Here is a 19,265-nt window from a genome sequence, read left to right as displayed (position 1 = left end):
AAAATCACCCTGAAAATAGCTAACATGAGCATGACTTTCCTTTGACACAAAAAAACCTAACAATCTGTCGGTATTGACATGATGAAAGGTTTTTGAGATTAAATCTGGTTAAATATGCTTAATTGCTATGGAATTGTTGCTAAGCCACTATGACATATTTGTTCGATTCTATTATTTTAATGTTATTGCTTACCAACCAGTCATTGAATAGTTCGTATTTCAATACTAAGCCCTTTAGTTCCCTTTTCTTCATTAGCATTGTTCTTATTTTCGTTGTTCCGATATGAACAGCTCTCTCCTTGGTTAGTGCGTTTATCATTGATGAGGAGTCGATTCTTTTATTTTGTTGCTTGTTGTAGGTGTGAATAAGGTTTGGCATACAGATGAAAACACCTTCTTGAATGAAATAAACCTCACTGTACCTATGTAGCATGTTATATGTGAGTACCTTTTCTTCAATTGACCCCTTTATCCATTCAGAGAACTCTTTAGCATTTGGTGTGTTGGAAAGGGCAAACTCCTTTTGTTCGTCCATGTTTTTGCTTGTCATGAACATTTGCAATGACATGTTTCCTTTTAGTGTTTTACTAAATGGATTTGGTGGTGATTGCTTTTCTGTTGTTGGGTAGCTTGGGATAAATAGTTTGCTCGATTTTGGTTTGCTCAGTTGTTTTTGTAGATTTTCCTTGCTGCCATCATAACTACCATTACTTCTATCAGTGTTAGTACCGGTTGATTTTACGGTTTCTACGTTTGAGTCCTTACTATTGTTTTTCGATTTTGTGGTTTTTGCTTCGTGACCAGACTCACTTGCTCCCTGTTCACCCTTGCCTGTTGCTTGCGCTTGTGCCTTTTTGGGTTCGAGCTTTGCTGAATAAAAGGGGTTTAAATTTAATTCTGTTGATTTGGTTTCTGGTTGTAAGGTCTTGGCCTCTGCATCATTTGACTTTGAGGGGTTGGTCTTTTTAGCGGGTTTTTGGGTTGGCACTGTGATGGTGCTATGTGAGCTTTTTATTACCTCAGACAGTGGTTTCGTTTCTGGTTGAGGCTTGTTCGTAGTTTGCGAGAATAGAGATGAATGGTCTAACGTAAATGGGTTCGCTGCTGTTTCAGATTCCTTCTTAGTCTCAGTAATAGGTGTAGATTCAGCCTTGTGCTCCTCTCCTGTTTCACTTGCTGACTTCTTCGCTTTGTAACCATCTTTGGCTGTATTGTCTTTTAAAATAGCATTAGCATTTGCCAAGTTCAGTGTGTTGTTAGGATCTAATGCTTCACGTTTAAATACTAGAAATGTTAATTGAGATTTCCATGCCTCGCTTGCTGAATTAGGCATGGTAATGTGAATAGTATGAATAATATCGTTGGTGATCGGATGGCGTTCGCAGTAACCCGCATCACAAAGCATTGAGAACAGAGCAACCGTATTTTCTGGCAGTGCCGTATAGCCAGCTTGCGCGGCCATAGAGCGAGCTTTATCAATAATGACTTTTGATACTGCATAAATTTTGTCATCCACCACCCAAACTGCGCCACCAGCAACGTTAACGCGCACTTCATTCGACTCAATGGCAAGTCTGATCATAGAGACAATTATATCTGCTGTTGATTTCTTACCTTTTGAGTACGGTGCATTTGCTTCTCGTTTTGCTTCAATATTTGTACCTTCAAGCATTGAGCGACTTGCTGAGTCCTGATCGGAAAATTGCAATACTTGCGCAATCTCCCCACCAGCCTTGTAATTTCCAGCAAGAGTGTTAATTAGGAACTGGAATAACTTAGGGTACGACTTAATCCAGATAATACCTTCGGGCGGCACAATGTGGGTAAACATCGTAGGTGAAGCTAGTACGTGCGTTTTATGCTGACGTAAAGGGTTGTACCTGTATTTGTAATGGCAGTTCAGCGGTAGAGCTTCAATTAGTGGATACCATACTTTTACTTTTTCGCTACCTATTGGTTTGTACACTACATCCAAATCAGTAACTATCTTCCCTATATCGTGCAACGCGCAAGCAATGAAACAGGCATAGGCAAACACATCTGACTCATTTTCAACGTCCGTTTCCTTGCCACTTTCTGAATAAAAGAAATTGAGCTTATAGATTAAAGCTGTGTTCATTACATCCAAGGTGTGTTCTATCATCCCTCCACTGTGACTATGGTGGTTATATTCAGAAGCCGGTAGAGCTTGATAAAAGCTTATGATGGCCTCTAGCACTGGCTCATAGTAGATATTCCTGTGAGTGTTGCTCATTCGCACTTTCTCTCGGATTAAGTTTATCTGATGAGCGAATTTGTCCTTCCAAAAACTTGTTGGTGCAGATAGAAACCAGCCGTCAATAGGTGTAGTAAATTGCTTCGTACCTATGCTTTGCTGTGATTGTTGAGGTGAACTTTTGTCTTTGAATATCTTTCTAATAATGCTCATTATGCTCTACTCAGAAATAGGCTTAAACAGATTAGAGCATGGTATTTTAGGTGGTTCGAATAATGTAATTTAGGCGGTAAAAGGCACGTAATACTTGTATTGTTCTTTGTTTGGTGCATAATACTTGTATTATATTGGGTGGAGGTATTTATGGATCTGCTAGTAACACCGGTTGAGGCTGTTTTCGCGGTATCATTACTTGGTACGGTAGGTGTGTATCTGATATACTTGGTTTCCGCTCTATGTGTATCACATGCGCTTAAATTCACAGCCATTTCAGGTTTATATGCTCTTGCATTGGTGTATTTTATTCATGGTGATTTGCCGGTTCTGGCGTCAGTTACCGCACTTGCCTATGTCAAATCTGTTTCCTTTCTGTTTGATAAAGCTAAGCGTTACTGTTGAAAGGGAGTAAGCCATTTAGAGATGCTTGAAGATTGATGATGGTTTTCTTTCTAATGGTTGCCTTGCCTAATTCGAAGTTGATAATAGATGTGCGGTTAACTCCTGACTGCTCAGATAATTGATCAATTGTTAAACCCGCCTTTCTCCTTAAATCACGACACTCGCTGCCCGTAAACTCAGATTCAACAGGTGTATAGCCAACATTGTTTGTTTCAATTCCATAATGCTTCAGCCATCGCCAAAATGTTGGATAGGCTACGCCTGAATATTTGGCAGCCTTTTCTATGCTGCGCTGTTCTTTGTAGACTCGTTCTACGTATTCTTTTGATCTTAACACTGACAATTTCATTCCATTTTATTGATCAGTTATTCATACATCTTATCAAAAGCACCATTAAATGTAGGGCATCTGTATGCTTTTTCTCAATACTGAGAATTAGATCGCCACAAGAGTAATCTGATTCTGAGTATTTTGAGATTAGAACACCTAAATTTTTGGATTATTCAAAGAGTTGGTACATTGCTGATCTGAAATCGATATTTGAATTTGGAGTGAATATGAACGCAACAACCAGTTCTGTAGCAAAAAAAGCGGGCTCTAATAGTGATCTAGCTGTTTTGAAATCTTCTCAGAGAGTAAAGCGAGCAATTGCATCTTTGGATGAAGGTGCAGTCACAAAGCTGCAAGAGAAGTTAACGCGAATTTTTAGTGATCGAGTTGACGAGCTGAGAAAAGCGAGCGAAGAACAAGAGCGAAAAAAAGCCCTTGTCGATGAAATGATTCAGAAATTGAAAGAGCAAGGTGTTTCATCAAGTGAGATCAAAACAATTATAGGTAATTGATTTTATTGGGTGGTGATATATGAGTGATTATAAATCAATTTCGGAATATGAGCTGCGTGAATTGCTGCAGAATATTGGAGGCTTGAGTCATGCTAATACTGAGTTTTTGATGGGCGTTAGAAATGAACCAAAAAATGAAATTGAGCAGTATTTATCTCGGTATATATCAATTATTTCTGCATCTGATGGAAACCTTGATGAAAATATAAAAAGTTTAATTGAGGACTTGCGACCGGTTGCTAAGCGATTTATAGAAACCTTTGATTTCACTAAAGCCAATAAAGAAGAACAGTCGGCATATATTAATGCCAAGGCTGCTTATTTATCTTTAGAATGCTTACTTGAATCAACTGGTGAGAATATTAAAGAAGAAAAAAAATAACAATTCGAGATTCGTTACAGAGCTACATATACCCCATCCTTATTTATAACTCCTATTTTCATAGATCTTCTATGGGTTGCCCACATTTTTTGATGTGGGTTTTTTTTGCTGATTGCTTTTGTCACTATCTAACCCATTTCCACCCCTTAAAATAGTGTGACGGTGTAACTACTCTTAACTATTGTGACGCGGTAACATATAAAATAAAAAAGGAAATCAATGCCATTGGTTTGGTGTATTTGGGTTTTATGGTATTTACTTGTAATACTAGCAAGTATTACAAGTAAAAGTATGCTATATTTAAGCAACTAGAGGGGTGAATTTTTAAATAAATTCTTGTTTTTCAATTGGTTATATAAGGTTGGTTTTTATGGCAGTAAAAGCCTCAAGTAGCGTTAAAAAGCGTAAAATTAAGCGCATTGATGCGGTTGTTAATGAGTTTGATAATGGCAGTGTCATTTCAAAGAAAAAGAAGTCCAAGGTTCCCAGCATACCACCAAAATCAGTTAAGGAACTGAATGCGATTTTTGATGAGGTTTATAAACAGAATGAAACCTTGTATCAGATTTTCCACATGGCTGCGTTAACCGGTCTTCGTTTTAGTGATGCTTCTTGGCTCACGGTTGAAGATTTTTACGATAATGAAGTTGGGAAATTCGTTGATAGCTTTTCGTTGTCACAGCAAAAAACCTGTAATATGGCCATAACGCGCTTAACGAAAAAAAGGTTGAAAGAAAAAGGTGTGGACCAGCTATCAGAAGCCGAGATTAAAGCAATTGAGTCTCGAGCCAAGAAAGGCTCAATGGTCACAATTTTTGTAAATGATGAAATGAGAGAAATTGTGCAGAACGTCATGGATAAGAGAAAAATTACTGCTGGCTTGCTATTTCCAAATAAGCATCATTTTAGTGAGAACCTACCAATTAGCACCAATGGCGCGAACAATATTTTAAAAAAGGTAAAGTTAAAGCTTGGGTTAAACTACCCGCTAAGTACGCACTCATTTAGGAAGTTTTTTGCTAATGCGGTTATGCGAGGTGGGTGTACTCCCGAAAAAGTGAGAGACTTGTTAGGTCAAAAAAGTCTCGATGCGACAACACTTTACGTAAGCTCAGAGGAAGAAGAATTAAGATCTGCTGTCGGGCAGCTATCTTACAATCAATAAAAAAAATGGCCGCTAAATCGCGGCCTCTTTTATAGTTTTTTTTTCAGTCTATCTATTGGAATTAAGTGCAGTTTCTTCTTCCCGCGTCCCTTCTTTTCATCCAAAAAGACAGCAAATTTTGGTTCATCTTGAATGCTGTACGGGTTCCTAATCGCTTCAGTTGAGTAATCGTCAATGTTTCCATTGAGCGCAGAATAAAGTGATTCTCCGCGAGAAACTTTAGTCAGCACAAAAGCCTTTTTGGTTTCAGGATTTTTGTTTTTGGCGGTTTTCCTTATTGCTACTTCGATGTGAGTACCGCTTTTGATGGCTTGCAATTCGTCAAAGCTCAAAGGGTATGATGGATTTTCGATTTTGTGATATTTAGTGACCTTCATGAATCGCTCAAGAATGTGAAACGCACATTGAGTTAACCTGCGTTCTTTGTGTTCGCAATCAAGCAATAATGCAGCAATTTTCGCAGCCTCTAACACCTTGCACTCAAAGGTATTCCAGTCAACAAAAAAGCTATCATTGTGCGTTTGAGCTATAATTAGCCGCCCATTTTCTTCATTAAATTCAAAGTAATAACCACCTTTTTTGAATCCAAGAATGCAATTAAGCTGATGTATAAGCTCACTGGGAACTGGATGGCATACCTTTATGCTATATGAAATCTCGTTATCTTTAATCACCAGAAAATCCTTTCATTCCTCTTTGAATCTTTTGTTCCGCAATTTCGTTGTGCGCGATGCTTTTGATTCAATAAAATAAATCTATACTTGATAGGTTGTTTTTGCAACATATAATTTATAACCGCCTATTTTTAACCTATCAGCCCAATGCCCGTATCATTTAAAAAACCATGGGGACATAGGAATAAAGGTCGAAAAAATGAAATTGAAACTTAAATTTTTAGTTATCGCTCTAACTTGTGTTGGCGGTACTGCACAAGCAACGGAATGGGAGTGGGATTGGGATTTTCCTGCTTACATAGGTGTAAGTTATTCACCAATGCAGGTTAAGATTGGTGATGCCGACTATAACCTAGGGGTAGCAGGTGCAACTCTTGGTTGGAATTTTAATGATTACGTGGCCATCGAGGGCAATGTTCTTGCTGGTATTGATGATGATAATTCAGTGTATGGCAGCGTTAAGCTCGAAAGCTCATATACGATTTTTATGAAAGCCCAATACCCGATTAAGCTTTCAAAAAACTACTCTATCAGCCCTTATGTACTAGCTGGTGCCGGTAAAACACATATCGATTCTGAGCAATATGGTGACTTTAAAGAAAGTGATTTTGCCTATGGCGCTGGCATCGATTTCATTATGTTCAAAAGTTTCTCAATCAATGCTGACTACTTGAACTACTTGGATTCCTCAACAAATGGCATGGATTTAAAAGCAGACGGCTTGCGTGTCGGATTGACTTATCGTTTTTAATTTGAAAAACAAGGCCGCGAGTAAGCGGCCTTATTTATATTGGAATGATCGTAACCAATTTCTCAAACTTTTCTAATTCCTCATCAAAGTAAGAGTTAACGGGCTCAAAATCATAGTAGTCACGCTTCAATGTAACCAAAAGAAGTCTATGTAGCGTTTCTTGCTTGTTGAATTTACATGCGACAAACGCATAGCCAGTCTTCTCGTTGATTAACTCCATAAAATTACCATCAGGCTTATTTATTATCTTGAAGTCAGTTGTTTCAAGCATTCTGATAATTTGATCAATCGCATTACGCGACCTATCAAAACCTGAATGCCGTTGCATAAATCGATATATAAAGTGCGGTGAGATTCGGTGTTTTGCTAGAAAGCTTTTGTCCTTATTGATAGCAAGGGGCTTTGTAGTTAACGCAAACATCAAATGCTGCTCATCTTGTTGGAACACTGGATAACTCTCAATGTCGGCCAAGTACAAGCACTCATCATACTTAAATGTCGCTCTACGCTGAGCTGAATAAGCCAACGCTATTAACACTTCGATAGTTTTAATGTTAGATACTGATTCAGTAACTAGATCCATCAACCCATATACTTCTTCGTGTTTGTTTGTTAGCTCAACATTACATGTGACGTTTAATGTTGGTGGCATTCTTCTTATGTGATTGCCCAACTTAACAGATATGTCGCAAACAACTTGGTAGCAATGGAGCATTAATTCAATAGGTCTAACACGACTTTTTGAAAGCTTAATGCGCCCTTGAAACTTGGTTCCATCTACTGACCATACTAGCTGGTAGTTATCATAGAACAGCTTCATATCGAGCTCTTTACGCTTCTGTAATTCTGCCATTGATAAAAGCATTGTTTAGTATTCCTTGTGTTTAGTGCAAAGCACAATGCGGGTGTTACCCCGCATTCAGTTATAAGTATTTATACCAGTTAATCGCTTCTTCAGGAAATGCGTCTATACCCATTTCATTGTAAGCATCTGCCCAGTCAACACCTTTCTCCCCATCGGGAATAGGAATTGGTGGTTCGCAGATTTGCGATTTGATATTTAACTTGTTTAGTCTCTCTTGTAGCTCTTTTGCTCTATTTATTCCGGTTTTACTAACGTCCTTGTCTGCCCAAATAAAGACAAACTCGGTTCCCTTTGCTGGTGTCCAGCTTTTTAGTAATTCCGCATTAATACAGCATTGCACTGGCATTTTTGTTGCTACCATCGCAGCTAATATGGTTTCCAACCCCTCTCCGACCCCAAGCACTTTAGTGCCAGCCGGTGAAAGTTGAATTGATGCACCGGTTAAAGGAATAAGCGGAACATCCTGAGTTAGCTTTTTCGCTGACTCGCCATTATGAGTGACTTTTTTACCGTCCATTGTAATGTAGGTTCGATGAATACGAATTGGTTGCCCCTTTGGGTTTCTTACTTGAGATAAAATACATCCGAAGTAACCAACTAATTCCATATCTTCACCAGCATAGTAAGGTAAGTTTGGGTGAAAAATAACTTCACCACGCAAAGTCCCTACATTGCCTAAACCTCTATTTACAAAATATTGTCTTGCAGGTTGCGACTCGGGGGCATCAAGTGAATACCCATCAGCCCACATGTCACAAAGTTTTTGGAGTTGCTTATTGCGTTCTATTTCATCACGCTTACGCTGCTCCGCTTCCCTTTGCTTTTTCGCTGCTTCTTGTTTCTTTAGGCGCTCGTTCAGTTTGGTAGTGTCATAAGCAGAATCAAATCTATATCCGATTTGCTCACCTACCATACGAACTGCGTCATTAAAGTTTATTCCTTTAGTTTCCATAAGGAACTCAAAGCCATCTTTCCAAATGCCACATGTATAACAACCACAAGCACCATTTTCATCACCAGACTTTAAAAACCTGAATGATGTTTTCGATTTTGCAGCGTGATACGGGCACTTAATTGCTGGCCTTTTCATTCCAGTAAATCCATCAGCAGCATCGCTTACTTCTGGCGCAAGAGCTGCCAAAACGCTAGTCCACTGACCGGAAACTAAATGCTTAATTTCTTTAGTTTGAAGTTTAAATAACTCTAATTTATTCATAGTTGTAGCCTTAGTTTTGTGCAAAGCACGTTGTCTTGGAAATGGCGGCCAAATGGCCGCATATAACTCAGAACATGTTAGCCATTAAACTAAAGTCGTCATCAGTTTCGCCAACAAGGTTAAGCTGATTTACGATCCTATTTTTTGTGTCTTCGATGTTCTTCTGTGTTATTTCCTCACCAGATTTTTTATTGATACTGATTCTATAGGAGTGTGAAATGTCCCCTGTAAAACCTTTAATATCAACCTCTTGACCAGTTTGTTTAACCAAAGCTTCATAGGCGGCCTTGTAATCTGTTCTACCTTTTCTTTCGGATATTGAACATTTTACGCCTTCTATTTCACCTTGCTTGAACCCACCAAGTAAATCAATGAAATCAGATTCAGCATAAGAAATTTCTTCCTTGATGCTTTTAAGCTGACTATTGAGTTTCTTTTGTTTTGCAAGTAAATCAACCAAATTTCCCGCAACTGATAACCAATTGGATATGCTAATGTTCTTAGCAACATCCGGTGTGATCACATCCCTATTAGGACAAAGTTCAGGTGGCTGTTTTGTTTCGCACAGTACAAAGAACGCCTTTACTTTTTCAGCAAGCCATTCTTGATATGCAATATTTGCCTCAATTTTGAAGCAAATAATTTCTTCGGTTTCAACGTTATAAAACGCCAAGTATCCGATTTTGCAACCTACGACAAAGAGTTGATATTGTACTTGAGTGTAATAAAGCCGGTATGAATGGCTTAATCTTCTTCGTTTAACAATATCTTGCCAAGCAGATTCAGATGGGCATTTGATCTCTAATACTTCTTTGTAAATCTGATTATATCCGTCCAAAGACGCAATATAGGGATACCCTAGATCAGATACTACACAAGTTGGAACAAATACCTTTCTTGCACCTCTTTGGAATTTTATTCTCGCTTCATTCTCAAAGCGATCCCCTCTAATGACGTTCGGGTTTCTGCTTAGGTCTGGTTCATCCCAGAATCCGCAGATTTCCCCCCAAGCGATGTATGCAGTTTTATATGGATTGCAATCAATGACCGTTGAAGCTAAAGAAGCTCCAATGCCATATCTGCGCCATTGTTTCCACTCATCAGTACCTTGAGTTAAGTTTAAAAAATTAGCCATAGTAATAACCTAGTTTTGTGCAAAGCACGTTGTTGAATTAAAACGGTTTAATCAGCCCTAATTCATATTTCAAATTATGTTTGATCGCATAAGCCGTTAATGATTTTATTGAGGCAGTCGAACAGAATGCCTTATTTCCATTGAGAGTTGTTGGATATACCTCAACCTCGTTAATGAAGTATCTATCCATTGATAGAAGTTCATGTTTAGGGTTTAGTTTATCTACTATCAAATGCTTACTAGCCTCCGATATATAGACGTAAAAAGTCGCAAAAGACATAAAGTGCCCCTTGTGGTTTAGAGTTAAGATTGGAGTGAATGAAATTGAAATCGACAAGAGTGAGTTCAATGTTCAAACGTGAGAAGTTACAGCTTGATGCTGTAAATTGGTTTTGATGGTTTATTTATTTGTTTGTCCAATTGGACTTGATTTGCCGAGGATGGCTGGTGGTATGGGCTAAAACGCTTCTCTAAAATGCCCGAGAGAGAAGTGAGTGTTTGAGTTGTTAATATCGCACACATTAATTGATTTTACAATTTGAGAAAATAAAAAGCCCATTCAAAAATGAATGGGCTTTTTGTTCTTACGCTGATTTCTTTGCAATTTCAAAAATTGCTTTCGGTAAATCAGTTAATGTTTTAACTACTGTGAAATTATCACCAAAGATTTCCTTTCCCTTTGCAGGGGCAGAATCAATCATTAATGAATACATTTCAATGTTAGGCTCCTTGTGGATTTGCCTGATCATTTCAGTAGTCATCTTTTCCTCATCGGGTAGACCATCAGTTAATAGAATAATCACGTTTCGGTTGTCGCCACTGGATTGCGCCTGCACAAGAGTTGCCATTAAGGCTTGTGCTAAAGGTGTGCATCCGCGTGTACATAACCGAGTAAGGTTATTCAAACATATACTCTGTGTTTGCTGTGGCGTTTTTAACACAGCAACGTCATAGGTATTTTCAAAACCAAACCCATATACAGATGTTTTAACGTGATGGAATACTTTCAAAGAATCCAAAATTGCCATTGTTGATGCAATTGTTTGAGTTATTCTAGTTCCTGCCATTGACCCAGAGCTATCAATCAGTATGTGAAAATGCGTACTTTCACATTCCACTTCAGTTGTAGTTCTAAAGACTTTATGATCAAACCTAGTTAACTTTTCGATTGCATTTTGTGTTAAACGCTTGCCCTTTCTGCCGGTTCCAACTTTCTTCGCGTATTTAGCCTGGACTAAACCGTGTAGCGATCTCCTTAAAGAAGATGAAAGCTTATTGGCATCATTCATAATATCTGCAGCCTGACTTACGACAGGATAATTTTGAATGCTTACCAGTTGCGGCATTACAGGCAATGAAATAGTTTCGAAATTATCGACACCTTGTGATAGCAGGTCTTTTAGAACCTTACCCGCATCAAGTTCACCATTGTTTTCAAAACCATTCACAGCATTGCTTAGGTCAAAAGGCTTTGCCTTATCACCATCAGTATCACCACCAGCTTTACCGTCAGTATCACCATCGGCTTTACCATCAGTGTCACCATCGGCTTTACCGTCAGTATCACCATCGGCTTTACCGTCAGTATCACCATCGGCATTACCATCAGTGTCACCATCGGCTTTACCGTCAGTATCACCATCGGCATTACCATCAGTGTCACCATCGGCATTACCATCAGTGTCACCATCGGCATTACCATCAGTGTCACCATCGGCATTACCATCAGTGTCACCATCGGCATTACCATCAGTGTCACCATCGGCTTTACCGTCAGTGTCACCATCGGCTTTTTCGTCTATGCAGCTATCGTCTTCTTGATCTTTAAAAAAACTGATCAATCTATCGGTAAGCATAATACTGCCAATAGTCTCATCGATTAGCCTTACATCGAAAAGTATTTCATTTAACTTTTCTAATTTTGCTTTTTCAAACCCGCGCTTGATTAAGCAATCTGCATATATACCGATAGAGCGCTCATAAACAGAGAAGTACCCTGAATAGCCGAATGAACGACAATATATGTAATTATGCAGTAACGATGAATTGGAAAGCTGTGAGGCATTATCAAGCGTATTATCATCAATTAGATACTTACGTAGCCAAATTAGCTTCGCTTTGGCACCTGCAAAATCTAATGATAATTTCTTCTCAATAAAGCAGTCTTCAAAGATATTCAAAAAACCAGCGAGCTGACCAAACTTTTTGGCCGCCTTGCTGTACTCTTTTGAATCTGTATATCGTGCGTGTCCAGCCTCATGAATTGAGTAAGCATACGCAGCGCATTTTAGTGTTTCATCACTCGGATCGAATGGTGGAATATTTATACGAACACAACCTCCAGACTTTTGACAGTACGCATCCCCTTGGTTAGCGGTTACGAGTAGCCTCATGCCTTGAAATTCATTCATCAACCCACCAATAAACACCGGTAATGATTTTAATATTGACATAGTTAGTTTCCTTTAGTTTTGTGCAACGCACGATTGGTAAAACGCCCCGAACGGGGCGAATTGAGTTAGAACATATCAAAAAGCAAATCAGTATCTAATTCATCAATTTCTGATAAATCGGCTTCTTCACTTTCAGTATTGTTAACGTTGGTTTCTTCCTTGTTGTTTGAGCTTTCGAGATCTAAATCTGATAGTTCAATTTCATCAAGGTTGTTAGTTTGCGAGATACCAGAGCTTTCTTTAGATGAATTATGTGAAGCTGTAGTGTCAGGCTGTGGGGTGTCTTCCGCATCATCAAAATTTAGCAATGCTATATCGCCAAATTCTTCATGAGCTGCTTTTCCATTACCAGAATAACCAGAGGTTATTAGGCTTGGGTTTGCAAGAATGGAAAGAGTTTTTAAGTACGTAGCAACAAAATCTGGATGATCTGAAACAGCATCTTTCTCAGGTATATCATTGTACGCACGATAGACAGCATCTACTTCTGCAAGCAAGAGGCTGATACTTGGATCAAGTAAGGTATTTGCTCTCATCTTATCAACAATCGAATCATAAAATCGCATATCAAAGCGAGTTAAAAAACCATTTTTGGCTTTCTTTGCTGCTTTTTCTTTTTGCATTTTCTTCTCGATTGCAACTTGTTTATCACAAGCAGCCGAAGCTATTTCATCAATGTAAGCAGAACCTAGGCTTTTCATTTCTTGGTCAAGCGTTAGCCATTTGAATTGTAACTGATTAGCCACATATTCTTTTGAGAACGCTCTTTGCAAAATGATTTCCCCAAAGCCTTCAATTTCCTTTTCTGCCTCAACAGCCCATGCACGCAACTCATTTTCATAAGAAGCAACGATTTGAGCCGAGAGTTGATTCCATGCTTGACTCAATTGAGTTAAGCGGGATTCAAGCCAAGAAACTTTACTAATTGGGAATAAGTATCCATCACCAAATTTAATACCAAACTGATTGCACAATGAGTGCGCCTGTAAGTACCAATTACGGAATGGTTTTAGTGTTTCATCATCAAACGTATTCATCGTCCCAAGAGAGGCCAAGCGTTTAGTAATTTGCTTGTCCAGACCTAGGTCGCTCGATTGAAGATTTCGTTTAGCTGTCCACTTAGAAATTTTCAGAATATAGACTGTGTATCCTTCTGGAATTAGATCTTTAGTAGTTTTCATAAGTTCACCTTAGTTTTGTGCAAAGCACGATAGAAAAAGCCCCCGAAAAGGAGGCTAATATTGGACTATATTGGACTGGTTGATTAAGCGGCTTGTACCGTTGGAATGTGCGTAGTCAGAATTTCAACTACAGCTTCCTTGGTTGGCTCATCCAGAGTGTTTGCGTAAGCAATTTTGAAGCTATCAAGGATGGATTTACCTGTTAGATATTTAAAAATCCAACGTTCTAATCCACGTAATGACAGTACCGGTAGGTCTTGTTGTTCAGCGGAGGTGCGAATTGCGCGAGCTACTTCAACCATTTGAGAGGCTAGAGGTAAAACCCCCGCTCGTTTGTTTTGGTAACTTTTGTTTTTCGCTAAGCCATATTTCTGCTCTATGTCAGAAACAACAGACTCCATGAATTTCTGTTCTAGTTCCTTCGTCATGTAAGGTACATCGATAACGTAAAAACGATCCATAAACGCCTCGTTTAATACGTTTGCACCAACATAAGAACCACTTAGACCAGACCCATTAGTGTTGCCGGTAGCAACAAATCTGAAGTCTTTATGTACATTGACCCATTCTTCTATTTGAGGAACATAAATTTTGTCAGCAGTGAAAAGCTCATTAAGCTTTACAAGTTCGCCAGCACTCATCATGTCAATTTCATCAAGAAGATAAATCCCTCCCTCTTTAATGGCAGTAAAAAGCTTCCCTGCGAGAAACTTAATAGAACCACTGACGGTCGGTAAGGTGGTGCCAAATAAATCAAGGTATTCAGTAGTTGAGCTCCCAGTTTCTTGATACAGAGGTAGCCCTGTTCGAGCGCAATACTGTTCAATAATGGAGCTTTTACCTGTCCCTTTTTTGCCTGTTAAAAATAAACCATATTTTCTAGGCTGTAATACAAGTGCATTTACTTCTACAAGGAGATCTTTTCTGAAGAAATAATTCTCTTTGATTGAAGGAACTGCAACGTGCGGTAATGACCACTTTCTGACTTTAATGTTAACGCTTTCATTAAATGGTTCATCTAGTATCTCAAACAATGAATTTGCCGAAACTTTTTCAATTGTTTGCTTGTTGGAGGTGCCTTGGTAGCCTAAAAATTTCGCGGCCTCAGCACGATTTGCTTTTGCTTGTTCTGTCACCAATGTTTTAGCTAGAACTTGAGCAAATTGCTCTACTGTTTGTGTATCGAACATAGTTAGTTTCCTTTAGATTTTGCGCAAAGCGCGTAGTACAAATGCAACAAAGCACACATCGAGCAAAAATTAATTTTGATCTCGATAGTGCGAAAATTTGTTGATAAGTGTGATTGGAGTTTCCCGTAGGGGATAGATTAGCCGAGGATGGCTGGTGGTATGGGCTAAAACGCTTCTCTAAAATGCCCGAGAGAGAAGTGAGTGTTTGAGTCTTTAATTTTGCACAGGGGTGGGTAATTGTCAACCAAGTACGCATTATTACCACGGTAATAATATGGCATACAGCTCACAACCCCGTAGCTTTTAGTTCGATAACTTTTTCATCGACAAATTGCTTAACTTTCCATTTAAAATCATTACTTGTAAGCTCACCGGCTTCGACTTTGTTTAAAAGCAATTGCCATTGACTGGTCAAATCAACAAGTCGAGCGAACTCTGGTAATGCTCTATAAAAATCATGCCCCAACCAACGCTTTCAAACTCGTTTTTGGACAAAAACGAGTTATATATTTTAGTAAATTAGGAGGTAACGGATTAACTGAAGTATGGGAAAGTAACAACGCCCGCTTAAGTGGTGAGCAACGCAATACCGATGTTGCCGCATACCACCTAAATCATTGAATTTGCCGCAAACCACAAATGCCACGCGTTGCGAATCCGTCTTAAAGCGTTTGTTAGGCTTCTAGCTCACGATATAGCACTAAGCAATTGTATTCTTTGCCGAATTCTATTTCTTGATCGAAAGCTCTAATTTGCGTAAAACCTTGTCTATACCAGAACCTAAAAGCAGAAATGTTTTCTGCATAAACATTTAAACCTACGCTTTGTAGATTTGCGTACTCACAGGCTACGGCGATAACACTACTAACTATTTCTGAACCCAAGCCTTTACCTTTAAAACTCGGTAGAATAGTTAACATAGGAAGCCAAAGTATGCCAGTTGACGGAGCATGAAACTCTATCTGTATGTAACCAACCACTTCACCTTTCTTTGTGCTAATTTTTCTTAGGTAAAATGCACCTTGCTCGTCAGATAATTTTGACTTGTTGCTTTCAGCTATTAATTTTTCATACTCGGTGATAGACCATTCCCTAAACGTTGGGTCCATTGCTTGTACATTTAAGTTACTGTCAAAGATTGACTTGGCTAGCTCCGCCTCATCACTTGAAAACTCAGTGAAAACCAAATTTTTGGATTCCCATTGTGATATCAACACTAACAACTTCCTCCTTGAAGCCTAACGCCCAATTAAGGTGTGAAGCACGCGACCACGACACTCAATTTTACCACCGTAATCACTAAACTTGACTCAAACCAAAAATGCCAAGCGTGCTGAATCACTCTTAAATTGTTTGTTATGTTTAAAGCCAAACGAGTCCACTATACGGCTTAGTTCTTAGGGATTCTAACCTGCTTTTAAGGGAGCCAGAGTGTATCTCTAGTTTATGGCCATCCGGGTCTAAGATATAAAGTGACTGTCCTTCACTCTTATTCTGTTTCCAAACTTCCACACCCAATGAAACTACACGCTTCGCAAAGGCTTCAAATTCTTTTGGTTCGATATCAAAGGCTACGTGGGTATAGTCGGTTTTGGGGCAAGGTTCATCGTGAGAAAGGCAAAACCAGAGTTCACCTACTGACAAATAAGCCCCGTTGTCCCACTTAGCGTGAGCAGTGAATCCCAACGTCTCCCGATAAAACTTAAGAGAGCGCTCTAAGTCACTAACTGCAATGGTTATATGATTGAGTCCTAAAATCACCATTTTCTCCCGTAAACATAACGCCCTGTTAAGGGGTGAGCAACGCAATACCGAAGTCGCCGCATAACACCTTAAACACTAAACCCTACGCATAGTAAAAATGCCACGCGTTGCAAATCCCTCTTAAACAGTTTGTTATAGCAAATATTCAATAACTCTCTGAATTAATTCCACTAGTAGACTCAAACTTACAATCACCGTTAGTAATATAGTCAAGGCCATACCTATCGCGAGGTAATCTTTTGATAACTTTCCCCAGTAAGTCCTCCCCTTTTTCCGGACATTTACCAGTTTCTAGCAAATAAATATCAGCAGCATTACCTAAGCCTATAACGTCTGCGATTTCGGTTTGTTTGGCAGTTTCCTGCCTCTCAGCTTTTAGCTGCTCTGTTTTTACCTTATCAAATATAAATGGACTAGCTAAAACAGCAGCTCCTATCACTAACGAACCTATTAATATTGACTTACTCAACGTTTATCTCCTTTGCTATAACGCCCGCCTAAGGGGCTGGCAACGCTACCGCACGGCTTAAATTTACAACCGTAACCACCACAGCTCATTGGGACTGGGAACGCCACGCGTTGACAGTCCCTCTTGAGGCGTTTGTTATGTGTGTGTTCAAACCATCAAATTTAGTCAGGTACTACTATTAAACCTAATTGCTCTAAAAGTTGTTCTTGTTGCCACGAACAGATTTTTACACCTGTAAGGTCAACTTTCCGGGGGTCTAAACCATACAGCTCCGAGTGGCTCAAATCACAACCTTGCAACCTACACTGGCTCCAGCACCCTTCAGAAAATACTCCCCGACTTAAATCAGACTCTTTAAATGATGTCCCACTCAAATTTGCACCAATCCATCTATTCTCAAACAAATCACACTTTTCGATACACTGCCTTTCAAAATTTGCGTATGACAGATTACAACCTGTTATATAGGCTGAACAAAAATACATTCTGTTCGATACCTGATTCATGAAGCTAGCTTGAGCAAAATTTGCCCCCTTTAAATCGCACTCTCTGAACTCGATACCAAAACAATTTGCACCTTTGAAATACGACATTGAAAGACTGCAGTTTTTAAAAGATGCGTCTCTAAGATCCGAGTAAGAAAAATCACACCCCTCTAATTCTCCTCGTTCAATGAAAGAACAATCTACAAATTGTGTATCGCGGAGGTTTGCCCGTTTAAAGGAACAGCAGAAAAATTTGCAATTTTTAAAATACTGACCACTCAAGTCTTGATGTGAAAAGTCAGCTTGTACATATAACTGGTCTGTTTTATCCATTTTGTAGCCCTCTTTTTATTTGAGTCGAAGACTAACATTTACCAACCAGTTCTCAAGAAAAATAAACACCTTAAAAACAGCAACTTGCAACCACTTAAAATCACAAAAATAAGGCGCCAAATTGACGCTCTAAGGCGCTGATTTTTGATCTACCCACGCCGCATGGCTAGAAAAAAGTTTTGTTCAATTACGGCGCTTACAAGAAAAACACATAACATTCTTAATAACAGGCCGGCTCGTTTTCCCTCCAACCTAACTTACAATCAATCTAACATAAACCATTAAAAAATAAAGAATATACATAAATTTTATTATTTTACCTTCACATAAAAACGAGCCGGCCTGTTATCACTTTTTACGTGGCATGTTATCTTGGGGAGTTCTTGCTTCAACTTACCTATTAACAACGACTTACTAATTGCTCTGCCGACAAAATGAGCCACTACTCCTGATAAAACAAGCCATTTTTCATACTCAAACTCCTTCTAACACCAATAAACTGTATAAAAAAACAGTTTTGGGAGGTGGGAAATGGCAAGCAAATTCATTGAAGAAATCCGTAGACACATGCGAATGCGAGGCTATAGCCTCAAAACAGAAAAGGCCTATATATACTGGATAAAATACTTCATTCGCTTTAATAAGCTAAAGCATCCTCAAGATATGGGAACGACTGAGGTAACAGCCTATCTGTCTTATCTTGCTAATGAACAACACGTCGCTATCAACACTCAAAAAGTCGCGCTTAATGCGATTGCGTTCCTTTACAACCAGTTTTTACAAAGACCGCTTGGTGATCTAGGTTTTACTTATGCTAAAAAGCAGCGCAAGGTTCCGAGCGTACTTACGCCAAATGAAGTCCAACTGATACTGTCACACCTTTCTGGTGTTAATCACATCATTTTTTCTCTGTTGTATGGTTCTGGACTTAGAGTTAATGAGTGTTTGAGAATTAGAGTTCAAGATCTTGATTTACAAAACCTATCTTTAACCGTGCGAGATGGGAAAGGGAAAAAAGATCGCGTAACTTTACTTAGCCCAACGTTAATTGGTTCTCTTCAATTGCAAATTCAGAAAGCGTCAAAAATACAAGAAGAAGATATCAAACAAGGCATCGGTCCCTCGCTTCCACACGCCCTTGGTAAAAAGTACCCGAACGCTTTTAAACAAATTGCTTGGATGTTTATCTTTCCTTCTTTAAGCATCTGTCGGCACCCACTGACTAATCAGCTTTGTCGGCATCATTTACACGATTCTGCACCAAGAAAGGCTCTCAAACGAGCGGTGCAACAGGCTAAAATCTTTAATAAACGAATAACATGCCATACCTTCCGTCATAGCTTCGCTACCGAACTGCTGCGCTCGGGGCAAGATATTCGTACAGTCCAAGAGCTATTAGGACATTCAGATGTAGCGACGACACAAATCTATACCCATGTTATTGGCGAACATTTTGCGGGTACTGTAAGCCCACTAAATAAAATCTTTATTGAAAACTATAAGGAAAACCAATGATCCTTGCCATG

Annotated in this window: 19 protein-coding genes; 6 read left to right on the top strand and 13 right to left on the bottom strand. The window is 39.0% G+C overall.

Annotation, left to right across the window (positions count from 1 at the left end; all coding sequences use genetic code 11):
- Window positions 1–139: 139 nt before the first annotated feature.
- Window positions 140–2,428 carry a MobH family relaxase gene (gene mobH, locus Vgang_RS16750; protein ID WP_105903545.1) on the bottom strand — a complete coding sequence of 763 codons (2,289 nt, stop codon included), beginning with the start codon at window positions 2,426–2,428 and terminating at the stop codon, window positions 140–142.
- 150 nt (window positions 2,429–2,578) lie between these two features.
- On the opposite strand from mobH, the gene Vgang_RS16745 reads away from it, so the two are divergent.
- The gene (locus Vgang_RS16745; RefSeq protein ID WP_105903546.1) at window positions 2,579–2,833 is read left to right on the top strand and encodes a hypothetical protein; all 255 of its coding nucleotides are present in this window, start codon (window positions 2,579–2,581) and stop codon (window positions 2,831–2,833) included.
- On the opposite strand, the gene Vgang_RS16740 is transcribed toward Vgang_RS16745, so the two are convergent.
- Window positions 2,817–3,182: a helix-turn-helix domain-containing protein gene (locus Vgang_RS16740; RefSeq protein WP_105903547.1), complete on the bottom strand. Its 366-nt coding sequence runs from the start codon at window positions 3,180–3,182 to the stop codon at window positions 2,817–2,819. The two genes, Vgang_RS16745 and Vgang_RS16740, sit on opposite strands and share 17 nt — an antisense overlap.
- Window positions 3,183–3,391: 209 nt before the next feature.
- On the opposite strand from Vgang_RS16740, the gene Vgang_RS16735 reads away from it, so the two are divergent.
- The 3 genes from Vgang_RS16735 to Vgang_RS16725 all read left to right on the top strand — a co-directional run bounded on the left by Vgang_RS16735 (window position 3,392) and on the right by Vgang_RS16725 (window position 5,223).
- Complete coding sequence (locus Vgang_RS16735) at window positions 3,392–3,676, top strand: H-NS family histone-like protein (protein WP_105903548.1); 285 nt, start codon at window positions 3,392–3,394, stop codon at window positions 3,674–3,676.
- A 19-nt stretch (window positions 3,677–3,695) separates the two neighbouring features.
- Window positions 3,696–4,058 carry a hypothetical protein gene (locus tag Vgang_RS16730; protein WP_105903549.1) on the top strand — a complete coding sequence of 121 codons (363 nt, stop codon included), beginning with the start codon at window positions 3,696–3,698 and terminating at the stop codon, window positions 4,056–4,058.
- Window positions 4,059–4,428: 370 nt separating this feature from the next.
- Window positions 4,429–5,223: a site-specific integrase gene (locus Vgang_RS16725; RefSeq protein WP_105903550.1), complete on the top strand. Its 795-nt coding sequence runs from the start codon at window positions 4,429–4,431 to the stop codon at window positions 5,221–5,223.
- A 29-nt stretch (window positions 5,224–5,252) separates the two neighbouring features.
- Here Vgang_RS16725 and Vgang_RS16720 read toward each other — a convergent pair whose 3' ends face one another.
- Window positions 5,253–5,897, bottom strand: a complete 645-nt coding sequence (locus Vgang_RS16720) for a hypothetical protein (RefSeq protein ID WP_105903551.1) — start codon at window positions 5,895–5,897, stop codon at window positions 5,253–5,255.
- A gap of 199 nt (window positions 5,898–6,096) precedes the next feature.
- Between Vgang_RS16720 and Vgang_RS16715 the strand changes: the two genes are divergently transcribed.
- Complete coding sequence (locus Vgang_RS16715) at window positions 6,097–6,648, top strand: porin family protein (RefSeq protein ID WP_105903552.1); 552 nt, start codon at window positions 6,097–6,099, stop codon at window positions 6,646–6,648.
- A 34-nt stretch (window positions 6,649–6,682) separates the two neighbouring features.
- Here the strand turns inward: Vgang_RS16715 and Vgang_RS16710 are convergent, their stop codons facing one another.
- The 10 genes from Vgang_RS16710 to Vgang_RS16650 form a co-directional block, all read right to left on the bottom strand.
- Window positions 6,683–7,513 carry a restriction endonuclease subunit S domain-containing protein gene (locus Vgang_RS16710; protein WP_105903553.1) on the bottom strand — a complete coding sequence of 277 codons (831 nt, stop codon included), beginning with the start codon at window positions 7,511–7,513 and terminating at the stop codon, window positions 6,683–6,685.
- A 58-nt stretch (window positions 7,514–7,571) separates the two neighbouring features.
- Window positions 7,572–8,729, bottom strand: a complete 1,158-nt coding sequence (locus tag Vgang_RS16705; protein WP_105903554.1) for a toprim domain-containing protein — start codon at window positions 8,727–8,729, stop codon at window positions 7,572–7,574.
- Window positions 8,730–8,796: 67 nt separating this feature from the next.
- Window positions 8,797–9,864, bottom strand: a complete 1,068-nt coding sequence (locus Vgang_RS16700) for a lambda-exonuclease family protein (RefSeq protein ID WP_105903555.1) — start codon at window positions 9,862–9,864, stop codon at window positions 8,797–8,799.
- 584 nt (window positions 9,865–10,448) lie between these two features.
- Window positions 10,449–12,317: a vWA domain-containing protein gene (locus Vgang_RS16695; RefSeq protein WP_264923664.1), complete on the bottom strand. Its 1,869-nt coding sequence runs from the start codon at window positions 12,315–12,317 to the stop codon at window positions 10,449–10,451.
- A 65-nt stretch (window positions 12,318–12,382) separates the two neighbouring features.
- A complete protein-coding gene (locus Vgang_RS16690; protein WP_105903558.1) occupies window positions 12,383–13,498 on the bottom strand; it encodes a DUF3150 domain-containing protein in 1,116 nt (371 codons plus the stop codon).
- An 83-nt stretch (window positions 13,499–13,581) separates the two neighbouring features.
- Complete coding sequence (locus Vgang_RS16685) at window positions 13,582–14,688, bottom strand: AAA family ATPase (protein WP_105903559.1); 1,107 nt, start codon at window positions 14,686–14,688, stop codon at window positions 13,582–13,584.
- 674 nt (window positions 14,689–15,362) lie between these two features.
- Window positions 15,363–15,905 carry a GNAT family N-acetyltransferase gene (locus Vgang_RS16675; protein WP_045594165.1) on the bottom strand — a complete coding sequence of 181 codons (543 nt, stop codon included), beginning with the start codon at window positions 15,903–15,905 and terminating at the stop codon, window positions 15,363–15,365.
- Between the two features lie 145 nt (window positions 15,906–16,050).
- Window positions 16,051–16,449, bottom strand: a complete 399-nt coding sequence (gene fos / locus Vgang_RS16665) for a FosG/FosC2-related fosfomycin resistance glutathione transferase (RefSeq protein WP_105903561.1) — start codon at window positions 16,447–16,449, stop codon at window positions 16,051–16,053.
- Between the two features lie 148 nt (window positions 16,450–16,597).
- Window positions 16,598–16,921 (bottom strand): hypothetical protein, encoded by a 324-nt coding sequence (locus Vgang_RS16655; RefSeq protein ID WP_000045524.1) that lies wholly within the window; start codon window positions 16,919–16,921, stop codon window positions 16,598–16,600.
- 161 nt (window positions 16,922–17,082) lie between these two features.
- Complete coding sequence (locus tag Vgang_RS16650) at window positions 17,083–17,739, bottom strand: quinolone resistance pentapeptide repeat protein QnrVC7 (RefSeq protein ID WP_063866460.1); 657 nt, start codon at window positions 17,737–17,739, stop codon at window positions 17,083–17,085.
- Window positions 17,740–18,270: 531 nt separating this feature from the next.
- Here Vgang_RS16650 and Vgang_RS16645 point away from each other — a divergent pair.
- A complete protein-coding gene (locus Vgang_RS16645) occupies window positions 18,271–19,254 on the top strand; it encodes an integron integrase (RefSeq protein WP_105903798.1) in 984 nt (327 codons plus the stop codon).
- Window positions 19,255–19,265 lie beyond the last annotated feature (11 nt).

Source organism: Vibrio gangliei (genome assembly GCF_026001925.1).
GTDB classification, from domain to species: Bacteria; Pseudomonadota; Gammaproteobacteria; order Enterobacterales; family Vibrionaceae; genus Vibrio; species Vibrio gangliei.
This window is presented reverse-complemented; position numbering and strand designations above follow the sequence as displayed.

Excerpts from the sequence above, each read along its gene's own strand:
- Vgang_RS16700 (WP_105903555.1), bottom strand. The coding sequence starts at position 9,864 with ATGGCTAATTTTTTAAACTTAACTCAAGGTACTGATGAGTGGAAACAA.
- Vgang_RS16690 (WP_105903558.1), bottom strand. The coding sequence starts at position 13,498 with ATGAAAACTACTAAAGATCTAATTCCAGAAGGATACACAGTCTATATT.
- Vgang_RS16745 (WP_105903546.1), top strand. The coding sequence starts at position 2,579 with ATGGATCTGCTAGTAACACCGGTTGAGGCTGTTTTCGCGGTATCATTA.
- Vgang_RS16730 (WP_105903549.1), top strand. The coding sequence starts at position 3,696 with ATGAGTGATTATAAATCAATTTCGGAATATGAGCTGCGTGAATTGCTG.
- mobH (WP_105903545.1), bottom strand. The coding sequence starts at position 2,428 with ATGAGCATTATTAGAAAGATATTCAAAGACAAAAGTTCACCTCAACAA.
- Vgang_RS16685 (WP_105903559.1), bottom strand. The coding sequence starts at position 14,688 with ATGTTCGATACACAAACAGTAGAGCAATTTGCTCAAGTTCTAGCTAAA.
- Vgang_RS16725 (WP_105903550.1), top strand. The coding sequence starts at position 4,429 with ATGGCAGTAAAAGCCTCAAGTAGCGTTAAAAAGCGTAAAATTAAGCGC.
- Vgang_RS16740 (WP_105903547.1), bottom strand. The coding sequence starts at position 3,182 with ATGAAATTGTCAGTGTTAAGATCAAAAGAATACGTAGAACGAGTCTAC.
- Vgang_RS16715 (WP_105903552.1), top strand. The coding sequence starts at position 6,097 with ATGAAATTGAAACTTAAATTTTTAGTTATCGCTCTAACTTGTGTTGGC.
- Vgang_RS16695 (WP_264923664.1), bottom strand. The coding sequence starts at position 12,317 with ATGTCAATATTAAAATCATTACCGGTGTTTATTGGTGGGTTGATGAAT.
- Vgang_RS16650 (WP_063866460.1), bottom strand. The coding sequence starts at position 17,739 with ATGGATAAAACAGACCAGTTATATGTACAAGCTGACTTTTCACATCAA.
- Vgang_RS16710 (WP_105903553.1), bottom strand. The coding sequence starts at position 7,513 with ATGCTTTTATCAATGGCAGAATTACAGAAGCGTAAAGAGCTCGATATG.
- Vgang_RS16735 (WP_105903548.1), top strand. The coding sequence starts at position 3,392 with ATGAACGCAACAACCAGTTCTGTAGCAAAAAAAGCGGGCTCTAATAGT.
- Vgang_RS16645 (WP_105903798.1), top strand. The coding sequence starts at position 18,271 with ATGGCAAGCAAATTCATTGAAGAAATCCGTAGACACATGCGAATGCGA.
- Vgang_RS16705 (WP_105903554.1), bottom strand. The coding sequence starts at position 8,729 with ATGAATAAATTAGAGTTATTTAAACTTCAAACTAAAGAAATTAAGCAT.